Raw genomic sequence first — 17,757 nt, 5'->3', positions numbered from 1 at the left:
CTGCGGCCAAGGAGGCTGGTGCGGATTTGCGCTCCAGCCTCCTTTGGGCGGCAATCAATATTCCCAGAAGATCCGCTGCAGCTCCTTGCTGTCCTGGGTCCTGGTGAGCGCTACCATTGTCAGGATCCGCGCTTTTTGCGGGTTCAGGTCATGGGCCACCACCCAGTCGTTCTGGTCATCCGGCTGCTCGGCGTTGCGCAGCACGAAACCGCCCTGGTTGACGTGCGACGAGCGGATGATCTGCACGCCGTTCTTGCGCAGCTGCTGCAGGGTCGGGACTACCCGCGCTGACACCGAGCCGTTGCCGGTCCCGGCATGGATCAGCGCCTTGGCGCCGTTCTGTGCCAGCGCCCTGTAGGCAGTGTCGGTGACATTGCCGTAGCCATAGGCAATGTCCACCTGCGGCAGGCTGCTGATCTGCTTGATGTCGAACTCGGAATCGACTGTGTGGCGCTTGGCGGGCAGGCGGAACCAGTAGGATTTGCCTTCCACCACCATGCCCATCGGGCCCCAGGCGCTCTTGAAGGCTTCGGTCTTTAGGTTGATCACCTTGCTCACATCGCGGCCAGACTGGATCTCGTCATCCAGGGTCACCAGCACACCTTTGCCGCGTGACTGCTTGTCGCTGGCCACGGCCACGGCGTTGTACAGGTTGAGCATGCCGTCGGCGGACATGGCGGTGCCCGGGCGCATCGAGCCGATCACCACGATCGGCTTGTCGGTCTTCTCCACCAGGTTGAGGAAGTAGGCGGTTTCTTCCAGGGTGTCGGTGCCGTGGGTGATGACGATACCGTCGACGTCCTTGCTGTCGGCAAGCTCGGCAACGCGTTTGCCGAGCTTGAGCAAGTCGTCGTTGGTGATGCTTTCCGAGGCTATCTGCAGCACCTGCTCGCCCCGTACATTGGCCAGCTCGGCCAGTTCCGGCACGCCGGCGATCAGCTTGTCCACACCCAGCTTGGCGGCCTGGTAGGTGGCGCTGTTGGCAGCACTGGCACCCGCGCCGGCGATGGTGCCGCCAGTGGCCAGGATAACCACATTGGCCCGTTGCTGCCGGGGCTCGGCTGCGGTGGCCGAGGCCATGGCTGGCAGCGCCAGCAGCAAGGCGAGTGCGCTGGGGGCGAAGGTCCTGAATGCGACGTTCATCGTTATTGTTCTCTCTGCCTGATGAGATAAATGGAGGTGTATTGACGCAGTGAGCGGCAAGTATCCAGTCCGCAACTTCGCGCAAAAAAGAGGAAAACGCGTTCGATTTTGTGAGAGTTTTCTGGATAATCTGGCCGGCAGCCCTATGACCTCCGACAGCCAAACGGATTTGACAAACCTCGGTAGTATTTCCATAGTGAGGTATCGCAAACGTTTGCTATCCGACAAAAACCACAAGATTCGGAGTCATCGTCCATGAAACTGCCGTTCCCCGGCCGTCTGTTGGCCCTCGCTGTCGTTACCTCGCTGTCCTTCGCCACGCCATTCTCCGCAGCCCACGCCGAAGACAAGCCCAAGGTTGCCTTGGTGATGAAATCCCTGGCGAACGAGTTCTTCCGCACCATGGAAGACGGCGCCAAGGACTACCAGAAAGCCCACCCTGACGACTTCGAGCTGATCGCCAACGGCATCAAGAACGAGACCGACACCGGCGAACAGATCCGCATCGTCGAACAGATGGTCAATGCCGGTGCCAAGGCACTGGTGATCGCCCCGGCCGATTCCAAGGCGCTGGTGTCCGCAGTGAAAAAAGCCATGGACAAGGGCGTGGTGGTGATCAACATCGACAACCGCCTGGACCCGGAACTGCTCAAGAGCAAGGGCATCAGCGTGCCGTTCGTTGGCCCCGACAACCGCAAGGGCGCGCGCCTGGTCGGCGACTACCTGGCCAAGGAGAAGCTCAAGGCCGGCGACCAGGTCGGCATCATCGAAGGCGTGCCGACCACCACCAACGCCCAGCAGCGCACCGCCGGCTTCAAGGACGCGATGGACGCCGCGCAGATCAAGATCGTCTCGGTGCAGAGCGGCAATTGGGAAATCGACAAGGGCAACGCCGTCGCCGCCTCCATGCTCAACGAATACCCGGACCTGAAAGCCCTGCTGGCCGGCAACGACAGCATGGCCCTGGGCGCCGTGTCGGCCGTGCGCGCCGCTGGCAAGACCGGCCAGGTGCAGGTGGTGGGCTACGACAACATCAATGCCATCAAGCCCATGCTCAAGGATGGCCGGGTGCTCGCCACCCTCGACCAGGCGGCCAGCCAGCAGGCGGTGTTCGGCATCCAGGCGGCGTTGAAGATGGTCAAGGGCGAGAAACCCGAGGTGGATGCCGACAACGTCATCCAGACCCCGGTCCAACTCATCACCCAACCCTGATTGCTGGCAGGAGAAACGGCCATGCCTGCATCGGCCAACGAAGTGGTGCTCGCCGCCAGCGGGCTGGGCAAGACCTACGCCCAACCAGTGCTGGCCGAGGTCAGCCTGAGCCTGCGCGCCGGCGAAGTACTGGCCCTGACCGGCGAGAACGGCGCGGGCAAGAGCACGCTGTCCAAGCTCATCAGTGGCCTGGAAACCCCCACCAGCGGGCATATGAACTACCGCGGCCAGGCCTATGCGCCCGGCAGCCGCAGCGAGGCCGAGCGCCTCGGCGTGCGCATGGTCATGCAGGAGCTGAACCTGCTGCCCACCCTGACCGTGGCGGAAAACCTGTTCCTCGACAACCTGCCCAGCCGCTTTGGCTGGATCAGCCACAAGCGCCTGCGCCAGCTGGCCACGGCCGCCATGGCCCAGGTCGGCCTCGACGCCATCGACCCGGATACCCCGGTTGGCGAACTGGGCATCGGCCACCAACAGATGGTCGAGATCGCCCGCAACCTGATCGGCGACTGCCATGTGCTGATCTTCGATGAACCCACCGCCATGCTCACCGCGCGCGAAGTGGAGCTGCTGTTCACCCAGATCGAACGCCTGCGCCGGCGTGGTGTGGCCATCGTCTACATTTCCCACCGCCTTGAAGAGCTGCAGCGCGTGGCCCAGCGCATCGTCGTGCTGCGCGACGGCAGGCTGGTGTGTGACGAGCCGATCCAGCGCTACAGCAGCGCCGAACTGGTCAACCTGATGGTCGGCCGCGAACTGGGCGAGCACATCGACCTGGGCCGTCGGCAGATCGGTGCGCCGCTGCTCAGGGTCGACAAGCTCAGCCGCGCTGACAAGGTGCGTGAGGTGTCGTTTGAGGTCAGGGCAGGGGAGATCTTCGGCATCTCCGGCCTGATCGGCGCCGGCCGTACCGAGCTGTTGCGCCTGATCTACGGCGCCGACCGGGCCGACAGCGGCAGCATCGCGCTCGGCCAGCCACCGCAGGCGGTCACCATCGACTCGCCCAAGGCCGCCGTGCAGGCCGGTATCGCCCTGATCACCGAAGACCGTAAAGGCGAAGGCCTGCTGCTGACCCAGTCGATCAGCGCCAATATCGCCCTGGGCAACCTGGGTGCGGTGTCGCGCGCCGGTGTGCTCGATAGCCAGGCCGAGCAGGCCCTGGCCGCCCGGCAGATCCAGGCCATGCGCATCCGCACTGCCGGCCCGCAGCAGGTGGTCGGCGAACTGTCCGGTGGCAACCAGCAGAAGGTGGTGATCGGCCGCTGGCTGGAGCGTGACTGCCAGGTGCTGCTGTTCGATGAGCCTACCCGTGGCATCGACGTCGGTGCCAAGTTCGACATCTATGGCCTGCTGGCCGAACTGGCGCGCCAGGGCAAGGCCCTGGTGGTGGTGTCCAGCGACCTGCGCGAGCTGATGCTGATCTGCGACCGCATTGCCGTGCTCTCGGCCGGGCGCCTGATCGACACCTTCGAGCGCGGCCATTGGAGCCAGGACCAGCTGCTGGCTGCCGCCTTTGCCGGTTATCAGAAACGTGACGCACTGCTGCACGATGCAGCCCCCAGGATGGACGCATGAAAACCACCCCGCTCGACAGCCAGGGCGCCGCACCGCTGCGCCGCAGTGGCACCTACTTTGGCCTGGGTACCTACCTGGGCCTGGCCGGCGCGTTGCTGGCCATGATCGTGCTGTTCTCGTTCCTCAGCAGCCACTTCTGGTCGTACAACACCTTCAGCACCCTGGCCAACCAGATCCCCGACCTGATGGTGCTGGCGGTGGGCATGACCTTCGTGCTGATCATCGGCGGTATCGACCTGTCGGTGGGCTCGGTGCTGGCGCTGGCCGCCTCGACCGTCAGCGTGGCGATCCTCGGCTGGGGCTGGGGCATGCTGCCTGCGGCCCTGCTGGGCATGGCCGTGGCGGCGTTGGCCGGCAGCATCACCGGCGGCGTTACCGTGGCCTGGCGCATCCCGTCGTTCATCGTCTCGCTTGGCGTGCTGGAAATGGCCCGTGGCCTGGCCTACCAGTTCACCGACTCGCGCACTGCCTATATCGGCGATGCCTATGCCTGGTTCTCCAACCCTATCGCATTCGGCATCTCGCCAGCGTTCATCATCGCCTTGCTGGTGATCGTGCTGGCCCAGCTGGTGCTGACGCGTACGGTGTTTGGCCGCTACCTGATCGGCATCGGCACCAACGAAGAGGCGGTGCGCCTGGCCGGTATCGATCCGCGCCCGTACAAGGTGCTGGTGTTCGCCCTGATGGGCCTGCTCGCCGGGCTGGCCGCGCTGTTCCAGATCTCGCGCCTGGAGGCGGCCGACCCCAACGCCGGCGCCGGCCTCGAGCTGCAGGTGATCGCCGCCGTGGTGATTGGCGGCACCAGCCTGATGGGTGGGCGCGGCTCGGTGATCAGCACCTTTTTCGGCGTGCTGATCATTTCCGTACTGGCTGCCGGCTTGGCGCAGATCGGCGCCAGCGAACCGACCAAACGCATCATCACCGGGGCGGTGATCGTCATCGCCGTGGTGCTCGACACTTACCGTAGCCGGCGCGCGGCCCGGCGGAACTGACAACATGGCAACCATCAAAGACGTCGCGGCACTGGCGGGCATTTCCTACACCACCGTGTCCCATGTGCTGAACAAGACCCGCCCGGTCAGCGAGCAGGTGCGGCTGAAGGTCGAAGCCGCCATCGTTGAACTCGACTACGTGCCCAGCGCCGTGGCGCGTTCGTTGAAGGCGCGCAGCACCGCCACCATCGGCCTGCTGGTGCCCAACAGCGTCAACCCGTACTTCGCCGAGCTGGCGCGGGGTATCGAGGATGCCTGTGAGCGCAACGGCTACTGCGTGATCCTGTGCAACTCCGATGACAACCCGCAAAAGCAGCGCAGTTACCTGCGCGTGCTGCTGGAAAAGCGCATCGACGGCCTGGTGGTGGCCTCGGTGGGCCAGGACAGCGACCTGCTGCAAAGCCTGGCCGGGGTGCGCACGCCGATGGTCATCGTCGACCGCGAACTGGAAGGCGTGGACGCCGACCTGGTGCGCATCGATCACGAACTGGGCGCCTACCTGGCCACCCGTCACCTGCTGGAGCTTGGCCACCGCGACATCGCCTACATCGGCGGCCCCGCCGAAACTGGGGTGTCCCAGCTGCGCCTGGGCGGCTTTCGGCGCGCCATGGCCGAGGCCGGCGCAACGGTCGCGGGCAACCGCGTGCTGCACTGCGACTTCACCAGCCTGGGCGGTTACGCAGCGGCGGCGCAGGTGCTGCAGGGCCAGCGGCCGACGGCGATTTTTGCCGGCAACGACATGATCGGTGTCGGCGTGCTGCGCGCCGCCGCCGAACGCCAGATCAACGTGCCCGCCGAGCTGTCGGTGATCGGCTTCGACGACATCGAGCTCAGCCGTTATGTGTATCCGCCGCTGACCACCGTCGGCCAGTCGATCCGCGAGCTGGGCGAAAGCGCCGCCTCGCTGTTGCTGGCGCGCATCGGTAGCCCTCGGCAGGGCGCGCCGGAGCAGCGCATCGTCACCCCGCGCCTGGTGCTGCGCGAGTCCACCGGGCCACGCCCGGACCTGTTCAATGATTACCGCTAACGCTAAGGAAATGTCATGAGTGCCAAGGTCGTGGTGGTCGGGAGCCTCAACATGGACCTGGTGGCCCGCGCCCAGCGCCTGCCCCGGGCCGGCGAAACGCTCCCCGGCGACAGTTTTTTCACCGTGCCCGGCGGCAAGGGCGCCAACCAGGCCGTGGCCGTGGCGCGCCTGGGCGGCAGCGTGGCGATGATCGGCAACGTGGGTGACGATGCCTACGGCCAGCAACTGCGCCAGGCCTTGTATGTCGAGGGCGTCGACTGCCGGGCGATCGAAACCTGCCCGGGCGTGTCCAGCGGTGTGGCGCTGATCACCGTGGATGCGGCCAGCCAGAACTGCATCGTCATCATCCCGGGGGGCAATGGCCTGCTGACAGCGCAGTCGGTGCAACGCTTCGATGCGCTGTTGCAGGCGGCCGAGATCATCATCTGCCAGCTGGAAGTGCCGGCCGAGACCGTCGCCTGGACCTTGGCCAGGGGGCACGAGCTGGGCAAGCAGGTGATCCTCAACCCGGCGCCCGCCACCGGCCCGCTGCCCACGGCCTGGTTCGCGCATATCGACTACCTCACCCCCAACGAAAGCGAGGCCGAAGCCCTGAGTGGCGTGGCGGTGACCGACCTGGACAGTGCCCGGCGCGCTGGCGAGCGCTTGCTGCAGCTGGGCGCGGGCAAGGTGATCATTACCCTGGGCGCGCAAGGTGCGCTGCTGGTCACCGCCCAGGGCCACCGGCACTTCCCTGCGCCGGTGGTGCAGCCGCTGGATACCACCGCTGCTGGCGACACCTTCATTGGTGGCTTTGCCGCCGGCCTGGTGCGCGGCCTGGAGGAGGGCGAAGCCATTGCCTTTGGCCAGCGCGCCGCAGCGTTGTCGGTTACCCGTGCCGGGGCCCAGCCGTCGATTCCCTACCTGGCGGAGCTTGCACCATGAAGAAAACCCCGCTGCTGAACGTCGCCCTGTCACGCACCATTGCCGGCATGGGGCATGGCGACATCCTGGTGATTGGCGATGCCGGCTTGCCGGTACCGCCGGGTGTCGAACTGATCGACCTGGCCGTAACGCCCGGCCTGCCGGATTTCGCCAGTGTGCTGCGCGTGGTGCTGAGCGAGCTGCAGGTAGAGCGCCACGTGCTGGCCGAAGAGATGCAGAAAGTGGTGCCGCCGGCGCTGGTCGAGATCGAGCGGCTGAAAGGCAAGCTGGGCAAGCGGGAATGGCTGAGCCATGAGGAGTTCAAGGTGCTGTCGCGCAGCGCCCGTGCGCTGGTGCGCACCGGCGAGTGCCAGCCCTACAGCAACATCGCGCTGATTTCCGGCGTCACGTTCTAACCGTCAGGACACGCTGTTTTTTGTGGGGGCGGCCTTGTGTCGCGATGGGGCGCGAAGCGGCCCCGGCAATGTTGGCTGCGGAGCTGAAAAACTGGGGCCGCTTTGCGGCCCATCGCGACGCAAGGCCGCTCCTACAGACGTTCGCTTTGGCAACAGGAGTGCCTACCATGCTCAAACCCCTGCTACAAGGAATCGCCTTCATGGTCACCGCTGCCACCGTTCAGGCCGCCCCGATTGACCTGATCATCGACACCGATCCCGGCGCCGACGACGTGGTCGCGCTGTTCCTGGCCATGGCCTCGCCCGATGAACTGAAAATTCGCGCCATCACCACCGTGGCAGGCAACGTGCGCCTGGAAAAAACCTCGCGCAACGCCCGCCTGGCCCGCGAATGGGCTGGCCGCGAAGATATCCCGGTGTACGCCGGTGCCGGGCGCCCGCTGCTGCGCAAGCCGATCTACGCCGCCGAGGTGCATGGCGAGGAAGGCCTCACCGGCGTCGAAGTCAAGGAACCGAAAGCGCCCCTGGCCCAGGGCAATGCCGTGCAATACCTGGTCGACACCCTCAGCGCCGCCAAGCCGCACAGCATTACCATCGCCATGCTCGGCCCGCAGACCAACCTGGCCCTGGCGCTGGTCCAGCGCCCGGAGATCGTCAAGGGCATCAAGCAGGTGGTAGTCATGGGTGGTGCCCACTTCAACGGCGGCAACATAACCCCGGCGGCGGAATTCAACCTGTATGCCGACCCGCATGCTGCCGAAGTGGTGCTGGCCAGCGGCATGCAACTGACCTACCTGCCGCTGGATGTCACCCACAAACTGCTGACCAGTGACGCTCGCCTCAAGCAATTGGCAGCGGTGAACAACCAGGCCAGCAAGCGCGTGGTGGACATCCTCAACGCCTACATCACCCACGACATGGACCTGTACGGCATGCCCGGTGGTCCGGTGCACGACGCCAGCGTCATCGCCTACCTGCTCAAGCCCGAGCTGTTCAGCGGCCGGCGCATCCACATGAGCATCGACAGCCGCGAAGGCCCCACCTTCGGCCAGACCATTGCCGACTGGTACGGTGTGCTCAAGCAGCCTGCCAATGTGCTATGGGTGGAGCAGGGCGATGCCCAGGGCCTGTTCGACCTGCTCAGCGCGCGTTTGGCTCGATTGGAATAGCCGCATGCGGCGCGTAGCGTTCGAACACCTGGTCGATGAAGCTGCGCGCCGCCTCGCCGCCGCGGTCGCGCACCAGCAGGTCGATGGCAATCAGTAACAACTCTTCCGGTGTGCCGGGGCTGTACGCGCTCTGGCCTTCGGCCCATTTGACCTTGATATCGGCAACAATGCTGTGGCTGCTCATTAACGCTCTCGTTGGGGGCCCGGACGAAGGACGAACACTGACCCTGGTGTTCGATGGAGGCGGGGTGCGCTCCACTTCCTGCACTAAATCATGACTTTGCGTCATTGACCTTGCGACTTAAGCATATGGCAAATGCGGCGGCTTGTGCAAAATCCGGTCACGATTGCGTTTTCGCCTGTGGCGCTTGGTTGAGGCAAACTTGACCGGTTTTGCAACAAAAGAACAGTGGAACTGTCGGATCAGGCAGTTCCCGGACCGATTTAGGAGGCTTCATGTTCCGTACCCGTGCTTACCTGGCAACCCTGGCGGTGGCTGTTGTCCTGGCTGGTTGCAGCACTGGTGGCAATGCTGGCGCTGGCGCTACCCCGGCCGCGCCAGCTGGCAACGATGGCCGCTGCGAAGCCAGCGGCGCCGATTTCACCATTGGCAAAGTGGCCAGCGCCGAACTGCTGGAGCAGGCGCGCAAGGCCAGTGGCTCGCAGATGGCGCGTATTCTCAAGCCGCACGATGTGGTCACCCTGGAGTACCGCTCCGAGCGCCTGAACCTGAATGTGGACGAGCAGGGCAAGGTGACCCGCGTCAACTGCGGCTGACCTGCTCGCCGCGGTCCGTTGTAGGAGCGGCCTTGTGTCGCGATGGGCCGCGCAGCGGCCCCGGCAATCCATGCTGCAAGGCTGAAAAACTGGGGCCGCTGCGCGCCCCATCGCGACGCAAGGCCGCTCCTACACCAAAAGCCAACGGGGCTAGCCGGCAAGCGGCCATAAAAAAACCCGCCACGAGGGCGGGTTTTTTTACAGCTATCCGAATTACTCCGGACGAACCTGTGCAGCCTGCATGCCCTTCTGGCCGCGCTCGGCGACGAAGGAAACAGTCTGGCCTTCTTTCAGGCTCTTGAAGCCGTCGGATTCGATGGCCTTGAAGTGAACGAACAGGTCGTCGCCGCCGCCTGCTGGGGTGATGAAGCCGTAGCCTTTCTCATCATTGAACCATTTGACGGTGCCTTGTTGGCGATTGGACATGGGTGAATCTCCAGAACATTTAGTTTTTTCAGTGGTGCAATGCGGCCGAGGCTACGGAGCACGGGACACATCATAGTCTAATTCTGCGCATCTAGCGCCTTTTACCTTCGCAGGATATTGATCCAGGGCAAAGATTGGCTCATCCGCTCTGGCTGCAAGGTTTCAGCTCTTCGGTGCGCAGGCTTGTTTCACCACGGTCTGCGCCTTCTGCATCAGCTTGGCATCAACACCATCCTTGCTGTCCAGGTCGGCGATTTCCGCGTCGGTGAAATTCTTTTTGATGGCTTGGGCACCGCAATCGCAGTGCTTTTTCGCGGTTGCGGCGTCAACGCCCTGGCCGCTGGCCACCTGGATACACTGGGTCATGTAGGCGGCCTCCTTCCCGGCTGGGAAGTTGCCGGCGGCGTTTGCAGCCACGGGCAGCAGCAGGGCGCCAGCGGCCGCCAGGGCCAGAAGAGACGGAACTCGCATAACCAGTTACTCCTTGGGTTAAGGTCTCATCAAGAGTAGGTTGCTTCCCAAGGTCTGATAGGAATTTTTCCGTGTAAGTTCACCCAAACACTGTAATTTCCAAATATTTCTGCGTGGCCTACAAGCCGCGTGCTAGCATGCTCGGCTTGTGGTCACGCCGTTGCGCGCCCGCAGCTATCTTTTTTCTTTCCAGTCACTCTGGTTCGTCCCCCGCAAGCCGAAAGGCTTCTGCCACTGTGAGGCAGGCTTCCTGTACAGGAAGGCAGGTCGGATCTTGTACTGGCTCATCCCAACCCACGTGACCTTTGGTAGGGGTCACCACTAGGAGAGGAGGCGCCATGCCCGTTATTACTCTTCCCGATGGCAGTCAACGTTCGTTCGATCATGCCGTATCCGTAGCCGAAGTCGCCGCTTCCATCGGCGCCGGCCTGGCCAAGGCCACCGTTGCCGGCAAGGTCGACGGCAAGCTGGTCGATGCCTGCGACCTGATCCACAACGACGCCACCCTGCAGATCATCACCCCTAAAGATGAAGAGGGACTGGAGATCATTCGCCACTCGTGCGCCCACCTGGTCGGCCACGCGGTGAAGCAGCTGTACCCGAGCGCCAAGATGGTCATCGGCCCGGTCATCGACGAAGGCTTCTACTACGACATCGCCTACGAGCGCCCCTTCACCCCTGAAGACATGGCCGCCATCGAAAAGCGCATGATGGAGCTGATCGACAAGGACTACGACGTAGTCAAGAAGATGACCCCGCGTGCCGAGGTCATCGACGTGTTCAAGGCCCGTGGCGAAGACTACAAGCTGCGCCTGGTCGAAGACATGCCGGACGAGCAGGCCATGGGCCTGTACTACCACGAAGAATACGTCGACATGTGCCGCGGCCCGCACGTGCCGAACACCCGCTTCCTCAAGGCATTCAAGCTGACCAAGCTGTCCGGCGCCTACTGGCGCGGCGATGCCAAGAACGAGCAGCTGCAACGCGTGTACGGCACCGCCTGGGCCGACAAGAAGCAGCTGGCCGCGTACATCCAGCGCATCGAAGAAGCCGAAAAACGCGACCACCGCAAGATCGGCAAGCAGCTCGACCTGTTCCACCTGCAGGAAGAAGCCCCAGGCATGGTGTTCTGGCACGCCAACGGCTGGACCGTGTACCAGGTGCTCGAGCAGTACATGCGCCAGGTGCAGCGCGCCAACGGCTACCAGGAAATCAAGACCCCACAGGTGGTCGACCGCATTCTCTGGGAGCGTTCCGGCCACTGGTCCAACTACGCCGAGAACATGTTCACTACTTCGTCGGAAAGCCGTGACTACGCGGTAAAACCGATGAACTGCCCGTGCCACGTGCAGGTGTTCAACCAAGGCCTGAAGAGCTACCGCGACCTGCCGCTGCGCCTTGCCGAGTTCGGTGCCTGCCACCGTAACGAGCCGTCCGGCGCCTTGCACGGCATCATGCGCGTGCGTGGCTTCGTGCAGGACGACGCGCACATCTTCTGCACCGAAGAACAGGTAAAGAAAGAAGCCGCCGACTTCATCAAGCTGACCCTGGACGTGTACAAGGACTTCGGCTTCACCGACATCGCCATGAAGCTGTCGACCCGCCCCGCCAAGCGCGTCGGTTCCGAAGAGCTGTGGGACCGTGCCGAAGGTGCACTGGCCGACGCCCTGAACGAATCGGGCCTGGAGTGGGAATACCAGCCGGGCGAGGGCGCCTTCTACGGGCCGAAGATCGAGTTCACCCTGCGCGACTGCCTCGGCCGTAACTGGCAGTGCGGTACCCTGCAGTACGACCCGAACCTGCCCGAGCGCCTGGATGCCAGCTACATCGCCGAAGACAACAGCCGGGTGCGCCCGGTCATGCTGCACCGCGCCATCCTCGGTTCGTTCGAGCGCTTCATCGGCATGCTGATCGAGCACTACGCCGGTGTGTTCCCGGCCTGGCTGGCGCCAACCCAGGCGGTGATCATGAACATCACCGACAAACAGGCCGATTTCGCCCTCGAGGTGGAAAATACCCTGAACGGTAGCGGTTTCCGTGCCAAGTCGGACTTGAGAAATGAGAAGATCGGCTTTAAAATCCGCGAGCATACTTTGCTCAAGGTCCCGTACCTTTTGGTTATAGGGGATCGCGAAGTCGAAACGCAGACCGTCGCCGTACGCACCCGTGAAGGCAAAGACCTCGGCTCCATGCCGGTGGCTGAATTCACGCAGCTGCTCAACAGCGCTGTTGCCCAGCGCGGTCGCCTAGAATCGGAGTAATGACTATTAAGCGTGAAATGAGAAACGATAAACGAACTGCACCGAAAGCCCCGATCAACGAGAATATCTCGGCACGCGAGGTTCGGTTAATTGGCGCTGACGGCGAGCAGATTGGCATCGTCTCGATTGATGAAGCGCTTCGTATCGCTGATGAAGCGAAGCTGGATCTGGTAGAAATTTCTGCCGACGCGCAGCCGCCCGTCTGCAAGGTGATGGACTACGGCAAGCACCTCTTCGAGAAGAAGAAGCAGGCCAACGAAGCCAAGAAGAACCAGAAGCAGATCCAGATTAAAGAAATCAAGTTTCGTCCAGGGACGGAAGAAGGGGATTACCAGGTAAAACTACGCAACCTGGTACGTTTCCTTACCGATGGGGACAAGGCCAAGATCTCTCTGAGATTCCGCGGCCGTGAGATGGCCCACCAGGAGCTGGGCATGGAGCTGTTGAAGCGGGTCGAAGCCGACCTCGCCGAATACGGCTCCGTTGAGCAGCATCCGAAGATGGAAGGACGCCAGCTTATGATGGTCATCGCCCCCAAAAAGAAGAAGTAATCTCCCGGGCACGGCAGGCCTGATGATTATTGTGTAATTTTATCGAATGCGGAGTTCCAACATGCCAAAAATGAAAACCAAGAGCGGTGCTGCGAAGCGCTTCCTGAAGACCGCTTCCGGCTTCAAGCACAAGCACGCTTTCAAGAGCCACATCCTGACCAAAATGTCGACCAAGCGTAAGCGTCAACTGCGCGGTGCCAGCCTGCTGCACCCGTCTGACGTGGCAAAAGTCGAGCGCATGCTGCGCGTACGTTAATTCTGGTTTAGATAGAGGAAGTTACTCATGGCTCGTGTTAAGCGTGGCGTCATCGCTCGTAAGCGTCACAAGAAAATTCTGAAACTGGCTAAAGGCTACTACGGTGCGCGCTCGCGCGTATTCCGGGTTGCCAAGCAGGCGGTCATCAAGGCTGGTCAATATGCCTACCGTGACCGTCGTCAGAAGAAGCGTCAGTTCCGCGCACTGTGGATCGCTCGTATCAACGCCGGTGCCCGCACCAACGGTCTGTCCTACAGCCGTCTGATTGCTGGCCTGAAAAAGGCTTCGATCGAAATCGACCGTAAGGTTCTGGCCGATCTGGCAGTGAACGAAAAAGCGGCGTTTGCTGCGATTGTCGAGAAAGCTAAAGCCGTTCTGGCTTAAGTACCCGCGACAATCACCCGGCGGCGCTAGCGCCGTCGGGCATTGAACGTCATCGATAGGGGAAGAGCCTTCAAAGCTCTTCCCCTATTTTCGTATCTGGAGTCTGTACATGGAAAACCTGGATGCGCTGGTCTCCCAAGCCCTGGAAGCTGTGGAGCGCGCTGAAGACATCAATGCCCTGGAACAGATCCGGGTTAATTATCTCGGCAAGAAGGGCGAACTGACCCAGGTGATGAAGACCCTGGGCAACCTGCCAGCCGAAGAGCGGCCGAAAGTCGGCGCGCTGATCAACGACGCCAAAGAGCGCGTTACCGTGGTGCTCAATGCCCGCAAGGCGGCCTTCGAAGAAGCCGAGCTCAGCGCTCGCCTGGCGGCCGAATGCATTGACGTCACCCTGCCAGGCCGCGGCCAGGCCACCGGTGGCCTGCACCCGATCACCCGTACACTCGAGCGCATCGAGCAGTTCTTCACCCACATCGGCTACGGCATCGCCGAAGGCCCCGAGGTGGAAGACGACTACCACAACTTCGAAGCGCTCAACATCCCCGGCCACCACCCGGCGCGGGCGATGCACGACACCTTCTACTTCAATGCCAACATGCTGCTGCGCACCCACACCTCGCCGGTGCAGGTGCGCACCATGGAGTCCAGCCAGCCGCCGATCCGCATTGTCTGCCCGGGCCGCGTGTACCGTTGCGACTCGGATATCACCCACTCGCCGATGTTCCACCAGGTCGAAGGCCTGCTGATCGATCGCGACATCAACTTCGCCGACCTCAAGGGCACCATCGAAGAGTTCCTGCGGGTGTTCTTCGAGAAAGAACTGGCGGTACGTTTCCGCCCATCGTTCTTCCCGTTCACCGAGCCGTCCGCCGAAGTCGACATCCAGTGCGTGATGTGTTCCGGCAAAGGCTGCCGCGTGTGCAAGCAAACTGGCTGGCTGGAAGTAATGGGTTGCGGCATGGTCCACCCGAACGTACTGCGCATGTCCGGCATCGACCCAGAAGAATTCCAGGGCTTCGCCTTCGGCATGGGCGCCGAGCGCCTGGCCATGCTGCGCTATGGCGTCAACGATTTGCGTCTGTTCTTCGACAACGACCTGCGCTTCCTCGCGCAATTCCGCTAGGTCAATGCCCGACGCAACTTTCAGGAGAACAGCATGAAATTCAGTGAACAGTGGCTGCGCGGTTGGGTAAACCCGCAAGTCTCCCGTGATGAACTGGTCGCCCGCCTGTCCATGGCCGGCCTCGAAGTCGACAGCGTCACCCCCGCTGCCGGCCAGTTCAGCGGCATCGTCGTGGGCGAGATCCTCGCCACCGAGCAACACCCGGATGCCGACAAGCTGCGCGTGTGCCAGGTCAGCAACGGCCAGGAAACTTTTCAGGTGGTATGCGGCGCCCCTAACGCCCGCCCCGGCATCAAGATCCCGTTTGCCATGATCGGCGCCGAACTGCCCGGCGACTTCAAGATCAAGAAGGCCAAGCTGCGCGGCGTCGAATCGTTCGGCATGCTGTGCTCGGCTGCCGAGCTGCAGATCAGCGAAGAGAACGACGGCCTGCTGGAACTGGCCGCCGACGCCCCGGTGGGTGAAGACATTCGCCAGTACCTGAGCCTGGACGACGCCAGCATCGAGATCGGCCTGACCCCGAACCGCGGCGACTGCCTGTCCATCGCCGGCCTGGCCCGCGACGTCAGCGCCCTGTACGACACCCCGGTCACCCGCCCGGTGGTGCCAGCCGTAGTGGCTGCCCACGACGAAGTGCGCCCGGTCGAAGTCAGTGCCCCGGCCGCCTGCCCACGCTACCTGGGCCGCGTCATCCGCAACGTCGACCTGAGCAAGCCGACCCCGCTGTGGATGGTCGAGCGCCTGCGCCGCAGCGACGTGCGCAGCATCGACGCTGCCGTCGACATCACCAACTACGTGATGCTCGAACTCGGCCAGCCGATGCACGCCTTCGACCTGGCGGAAATCAACGGCGGCATCCGCGTACGCATGGCCGAAGAAGGCGAGAAGCTGGTCCTGCTCGACGGCCAGGAAGTGGCCCTGCGCGCCGACACCCTGGTCATCGCCGACCACACCCGCGCCCTGGCCATCGCCGGCGTCATGGGTGGCGAGCACAGCGGTGTGAACACCGAAAAAACCCGCGACCTGTTCCTGGAAAGCGCCTTCTTCGAGCCGATTTCCGTCGCCGGTAAAGCCCGTTCCTACGGCCTGCACACCGATGCCTCGCACCGCTACGAGCGCGGCGTCGACTCGCAGCTGGCCCGCGAAGCCATGGAGCGCGCTACCCAGCTGCTGCTCGACATCGTCGGCGGCGAAGCCGGCCCGGTGGTCGAAGCCGTCAGCGAACAGCACCTGCCGCAAGTCGCCCCGGTGACCCTGCGCGCCGAACGCATCACCCAGATGCTCGGCATGGAAATGGACCCCGCCCAGGTCGAGCAACTGCTCAACGCCCTGGAACTGACCACGACTCGTAACGGGGAAGGGCAGTGGACCGTCAACGTCCCAAGCCACCGCTTCGACATCAGCCTGGAAGTGGACCTGATCGAAGAGCTGGCCCGCCTGTACGGCTACAACAACCTGCCGGTGCGCTACCCGCAAGCCCGCCTGGCGCCGCAAGGCAAGCCGGAAACCCGCGGTGACCTGCCGACCCTGCGTCGCCTGCTGGTTGCCCGCGGCTACCAGGAAGCCATCACCTACAGCTTCATCGACCCGAAACTGTTCGAGCTGTTCAGCCCGGGCGTAGAGCCGCTGCTGCTGGCCAACCCGATCTCCAGCGACATGGCCGCCATGCGCGCCTCGTTGTGGCCGGGCCTGGTCAAGGCCCTGCAGCACAACCTGAACCGCCAGCAAGACCGCGTGCGCCTGTTCGAAAGCGGCCTGCGCTTCGTCGGCCAGCTCGGCGACCTGCAGCAGCAACCGATGATCGCCGGCGTGGTCACCGGCAGCCGCCTGCCGGAAGGCTGGGCCAACGGCCGCGACGGCGTCGACTTCTTCGATGTGAAGGCCGACGTGGAAGCCCTGCTGGGCTACTCCGGCGCGCTGGGCGACTTCACCTTCAGCGCCGGCAAGCACCCAGCCCTGCACCCGGGCCAAACCGCCGCCATCGAGCGTGACGGCAAGCTGGTCGGCTACCTCGGCGCCATCCACCCAGAGCTGGCCAAGGCCCTGGACCTGGACCGCCCGGTGTTCCTCTTCGAGCTGGTGCTGGGTGACGTGGTCGAAGGCCGCCTGCCGAAGTTCAGCGAGCTGTCCAAGTTCCCGGAAACCCGTCGTGACCTGGCTTTGATCGCAGGACGTGATGTAGCTTCTAGCGCGGTGCTTGAAGTAATTCGTGACAATGCAGGCGAATGGCTCACAGACCTCAGGCTGTTTGATGTCTACCAGGGTAAAGGTATTGATCCTGATAGAAAAAGCCTGGCCGTCGGCTTGACCTGGCAGCATCCATCGCGCACTCTTAACGACGATGAGGTGAACGCCGCACTGCAAAACATCCTCACCTCGCTCGAACAAAGGTTGAACACCACGTTAAGGAAATAACGGCATGGGTGCTCTGACGAAAGCTGAGATGGCCGAAAGGCTGTACGAGGAGCTAGGGCTTAACAAGCGTGAGGCCAAGGAGCTGGTCGAGCTGTTTTTCGAAGAAATTCGGCACGCACTTGAAGAGAACGAGCAGGTCAAGCTGTCCGGTTTCGGCAACTTCGACCTTCGCGACAAACGCCAGCGGCCGGGCCGCAACCCCAAGACTGGGGAAGAAATCCCGATCACCGCACGGCGCGTCGTCACCTTTCGTCCAGGGCAGAAGTTGAAGGCCCGGGTTGAGGCCTATGCTGGAACCAAGCCATAACGACGAACTGCCCCCCATACCGGGCAAAAGGTACTTCACCATCGGTGAGGTGAGTGAGCTTTGTGCGGTAAAACCGCACGTGCTGCGGTATTGGGAGCAGGAGTTCGACCAGCTCAATCCCGTGAAGCGGCGGGGGAACCGGCGGTATTATCAGCGCCAGGACGTGCTGATGATTCGCCAGATTCGTGCGCTGCTTTATGACCAGGGCTTCACCATTGGTGGGGCGCGGTTAAGGCTCTCCAGTGAGGAGGCCAAGGATGAGTCGAGCCAGTACAAGCAGCTGATTCGGCAGATGATTGTTGAATTGGAGGATGTGTTGGTGGTGTTGAAGAAGTGACCTGGTTGG

20 protein-coding genes are annotated in these 17,757 nt (G+C 63.0%); 16 read left to right on the top strand and 4 right to left on the bottom strand.

Annotated elements, in window-relative coordinates; all coding sequences use genetic code 11:
* Positions 1-54 precede the first annotated feature (54 nt).
* Entirely contained in the window at positions 55-1,143 is a 1,089-nt protein-coding gene (locus tag ACJA3S_RS15535) for an asparaginase (RefSeq protein ID WP_406819172.1), read from the bottom strand.
* A gap of 255 nt (positions 1,144-1,398) precedes the next feature.
* On the opposite strand from ACJA3S_RS15535, the gene ACJA3S_RS15530 reads away from it, so the two are divergent.
* The 7 genes from ACJA3S_RS15530 to ACJA3S_RS15500 all read left to right on the top strand — a co-directional run bounded on the left by ACJA3S_RS15530 (position 1,399) and on the right by ACJA3S_RS15500 (position 8,437).
* On the top strand, positions 1,399-2,355 hold the full coding sequence (locus ACJA3S_RS15530; RefSeq protein ID WP_406819171.1) for a sugar ABC transporter substrate-binding protein: 957 nt from the start codon (positions 1,399-1,401) through the stop codon (positions 2,353-2,355).
* 21 nt (positions 2,356-2,376) lie between these two features.
* Positions 2,377-3,930 (top strand): sugar ABC transporter ATP-binding protein, encoded by a 1,554-nt coding sequence (locus tag ACJA3S_RS15525; RefSeq protein ID WP_406819170.1) that lies wholly within the window; start codon positions 2,377-2,379, stop codon positions 3,928-3,930.
* Entirely contained in the window at positions 3,927-4,922 is a 996-nt protein-coding gene (locus ACJA3S_RS15520) for an ABC transporter permease (RefSeq protein WP_170030412.1), read from the top strand. Before ACJA3S_RS15525 ends, ACJA3S_RS15520 begins: the two co-directional genes overlap by 4 nt.
* Positions 4,923-4,926: 4 nt before the next feature.
* Complete coding sequence (locus ACJA3S_RS15515; RefSeq protein ID WP_406819169.1) at positions 4,927-5,949, top strand: LacI family DNA-binding transcriptional regulator; 1,023 nt, start codon at positions 4,927-4,929, stop codon at positions 5,947-5,949.
* A gap of 15 nt (positions 5,950-5,964) precedes the next feature.
* Positions 5,965-6,873 (top strand): ribokinase, encoded by a 909-nt coding sequence (gene rbsK, locus ACJA3S_RS15510; protein WP_406819168.1) that lies wholly within the window; start codon positions 5,965-5,967, stop codon positions 6,871-6,873.
* The gene (gene rbsD, locus ACJA3S_RS15505; protein WP_406819167.1) at positions 6,870-7,268 is read left to right on the top strand and encodes a D-ribose pyranase; all 399 of its coding nucleotides are present in this window, start codon (positions 6,870-6,872) and stop codon (positions 7,266-7,268) included. The genes rbsK and rbsD overlap by 4 nt, the downstream gene beginning before the upstream one ends.
* A gap of 167 nt (positions 7,269-7,435) precedes the next feature.
* Positions 7,436-8,437, top strand: coding sequence for a nucleoside hydrolase (locus ACJA3S_RS15500; RefSeq protein ID WP_406819166.1), 1,002 nt, complete (start codon positions 7,436-7,438; stop codon positions 8,435-8,437).
* Here ACJA3S_RS15500 and ACJA3S_RS15495 read toward each other — a convergent pair.
* Complete coding sequence (locus ACJA3S_RS15495; protein ID WP_406819165.1) at positions 8,409-8,621, bottom strand: hypothetical protein; 213 nt, start codon at positions 8,619-8,621, stop codon at positions 8,409-8,411. The genes ACJA3S_RS15500 and ACJA3S_RS15495 overlap by 29 nt on opposite strands.
* A 272-nt stretch (positions 8,622-8,893) precedes the next feature.
* On the opposite strand from ACJA3S_RS15495, the gene ACJA3S_RS15490 reads away from it, so the two are divergent.
* The gene (locus tag ACJA3S_RS15490) at positions 8,894-9,214 is read left to right on the top strand and encodes an I78 family peptidase inhibitor (RefSeq protein WP_406819164.1); all 321 of its coding nucleotides are present in this window, start codon (positions 8,894-8,896) and stop codon (positions 9,212-9,214) included.
* Positions 9,215-9,427: 213 nt separating this feature from the next.
* Here the strand turns inward: ACJA3S_RS15490 and ACJA3S_RS15485 are convergent, their stop codons facing one another.
* Together ACJA3S_RS15485 and ACJA3S_RS15480 are read right to left on the bottom strand one after the other, a co-directional pair.
* The gene (locus ACJA3S_RS15485; RefSeq protein WP_003250656.1) at positions 9,428-9,640 is read right to left on the bottom strand and encodes a cold-shock protein; all 213 of its coding nucleotides are present in this window, start codon (positions 9,638-9,640) and stop codon (positions 9,428-9,430) included.
* Between the two features lie 162 nt (positions 9,641-9,802).
* A complete protein-coding gene (locus tag ACJA3S_RS15480; protein WP_225778323.1) occupies positions 9,803-10,111 on the bottom strand; it encodes a hypothetical protein in 309 nt (102 codons plus the stop codon).
* Between the two features lie 338 nt (positions 10,112-10,449).
* Here ACJA3S_RS15480 and thrS point away from each other — a divergent pair, with 338 nt between their 5' ends.
* The 8 genes from thrS to ACJA3S_RS15440 all read left to right on the top strand — a co-directional run bounded on the left by thrS (position 10,450) and on the right by ACJA3S_RS15440 (position 17,748).
* Positions 10,450-12,372, top strand: coding sequence for a threonine--tRNA ligase (thrS, locus tag ACJA3S_RS15475; RefSeq protein WP_170030404.1), 1,923 nt, complete (start codon positions 10,450-10,452; stop codon positions 12,370-12,372).
* A complete protein-coding gene (infC, locus tag ACJA3S_RS15470) occupies positions 12,372-12,923 on the top strand; it encodes a translation initiation factor IF-3 (RefSeq protein ID WP_013972005.1) in 552 nt (183 codons plus the stop codon). Before thrS ends, infC begins: the two co-directional genes overlap by 1 nt.
* A gap of 61 nt (positions 12,924-12,984) precedes the next feature.
* Positions 12,985-13,179 (top strand): 50S ribosomal protein L35, encoded by a 195-nt coding sequence (gene rpmI, locus ACJA3S_RS15465; RefSeq protein WP_003250667.1) that lies wholly within the window; start codon positions 12,985-12,987, stop codon positions 13,177-13,179.
* A 27-nt stretch (positions 13,180-13,206) separates the two neighbouring features.
* Complete coding sequence (gene rplT / locus ACJA3S_RS15460) at positions 13,207-13,563, top strand: 50S ribosomal protein L20 (protein WP_003250671.1); 357 nt, start codon at positions 13,207-13,209, stop codon at positions 13,561-13,563.
* Positions 13,564-13,672: 109 nt separating this feature from the next.
* Positions 13,673-14,689, top strand: coding sequence for a phenylalanine--tRNA ligase subunit alpha (gene pheS / locus ACJA3S_RS15455; protein WP_170030402.1), 1,017 nt, complete (start codon positions 13,673-13,675; stop codon positions 14,687-14,689).
* Between the two features lie 33 nt (positions 14,690-14,722).
* Complete coding sequence (gene pheT, locus ACJA3S_RS15450) at positions 14,723-17,104, top strand: phenylalanine--tRNA ligase subunit beta (protein WP_406819163.1); 2,382 nt, start codon at positions 14,723-14,725, stop codon at positions 17,102-17,104.
* A 4-nt stretch (positions 17,105-17,108) separates the two neighbouring features.
* Positions 17,109-17,411, top strand: a complete 303-nt coding sequence (gene ihfA, locus ACJA3S_RS15445; RefSeq protein ID WP_003250679.1) for an integration host factor subunit alpha — start codon at positions 17,109-17,111, stop codon at positions 17,409-17,411.
* Complete coding sequence (locus ACJA3S_RS15440; protein ID WP_170030400.1) at positions 17,392-17,748, top strand: MerR family transcriptional regulator; 357 nt, start codon at positions 17,392-17,394, stop codon at positions 17,746-17,748. Before ihfA ends, ACJA3S_RS15440 begins: the two co-directional genes overlap by 20 nt.
* Positions 17,749-17,757: the final 9 nt, after the last annotated feature.

Source organism: Pseudomonas sp. KnCO4, assembly GCF_045344305.1.
Lineage (GTDB): Bacteria > Pseudomonadota > Gammaproteobacteria > Pseudomonadales > Pseudomonadaceae > Aquipseudomonas > Aquipseudomonas anuradhapurensis.
This window is presented reverse-complemented; position numbering and strand designations above follow the sequence as displayed.

Coding starts and splice junctions, on each gene's coding strand:
- ACJA3S_RS15535 (WP_406819172.1), bottom strand. CDS start 1,143: ATGAACGTCGCATTCAGGACCTTCGCCCCCAGCGCACTCGCCTTGCTG.
- ACJA3S_RS15530 (WP_406819171.1), top strand. CDS start 1,399: ATGAAACTGCCGTTCCCCGGCCGTCTGTTGGCCCTCGCTGTCGTTACC.
- ACJA3S_RS15525 (WP_406819170.1), top strand. CDS start 2,377: ATGCCTGCATCGGCCAACGAAGTGGTGCTCGCCGCCAGCGGGCTGGGC.
- ACJA3S_RS15520 (WP_170030412.1), top strand. CDS start 3,927: ATGAAAACCACCCCGCTCGACAGCCAGGGCGCCGCACCGCTGCGCCGC.
- ACJA3S_RS15515 (WP_406819169.1), top strand. CDS start 4,927: ATGGCAACCATCAAAGACGTCGCGGCACTGGCGGGCATTTCCTACACC.
- rbsK (WP_406819168.1), top strand. CDS start 5,965: ATGAGTGCCAAGGTCGTGGTGGTCGGGAGCCTCAACATGGACCTGGTG.
- rbsD (WP_406819167.1), top strand. CDS start 6,870: ATGAAGAAAACCCCGCTGCTGAACGTCGCCCTGTCACGCACCATTGCC.
- ACJA3S_RS15500 (WP_406819166.1), top strand. CDS start 7,436: ATGCTCAAACCCCTGCTACAAGGAATCGCCTTCATGGTCACCGCTGCC.
- ACJA3S_RS15495 (WP_406819165.1), bottom strand. CDS start 8,621: ATGAGCAGCCACAGCATTGTTGCCGATATCAAGGTCAAATGGGCCGAA.
- ACJA3S_RS15490 (WP_406819164.1), top strand. CDS start 8,894: ATGTTCCGTACCCGTGCTTACCTGGCAACCCTGGCGGTGGCTGTTGTC.
- ACJA3S_RS15485 (WP_003250656.1), bottom strand. CDS start 9,640: ATGTCCAATCGCCAACAAGGCACCGTCAAATGGTTCAATGATGAGAAA.
- ACJA3S_RS15480 (WP_225778323.1), bottom strand. CDS start 10,111: ATGCGAGTTCCGTCTCTTCTGGCCCTGGCGGCCGCTGGCGCCCTGCTG.
- thrS (WP_170030404.1), top strand. CDS start 10,450: ATGCCCGTTATTACTCTTCCCGATGGCAGTCAACGTTCGTTCGATCAT.
- infC (WP_013972005.1), top strand. CDS start 12,372: ATGACTATTAAGCGTGAAATGAGAAACGATAAACGAACTGCACCGAAA.
- rpmI (WP_003250667.1), top strand. CDS start 12,985: ATGCCAAAAATGAAAACCAAGAGCGGTGCTGCGAAGCGCTTCCTGAAG.
- rplT (WP_003250671.1), top strand. CDS start 13,207: ATGGCTCGTGTTAAGCGTGGCGTCATCGCTCGTAAGCGTCACAAGAAA.
- pheS (WP_170030402.1), top strand. CDS start 13,673: ATGGAAAACCTGGATGCGCTGGTCTCCCAAGCCCTGGAAGCTGTGGAG.
- pheT (WP_406819163.1), top strand. CDS start 14,723: ATGAAATTCAGTGAACAGTGGCTGCGCGGTTGGGTAAACCCGCAAGTC.
- ihfA (WP_003250679.1), top strand. CDS start 17,109: ATGGGTGCTCTGACGAAAGCTGAGATGGCCGAAAGGCTGTACGAGGAG.
- ACJA3S_RS15440 (WP_170030400.1), top strand. CDS start 17,392: ATGCTGGAACCAAGCCATAACGACGAACTGCCCCCCATACCGGGCAAA.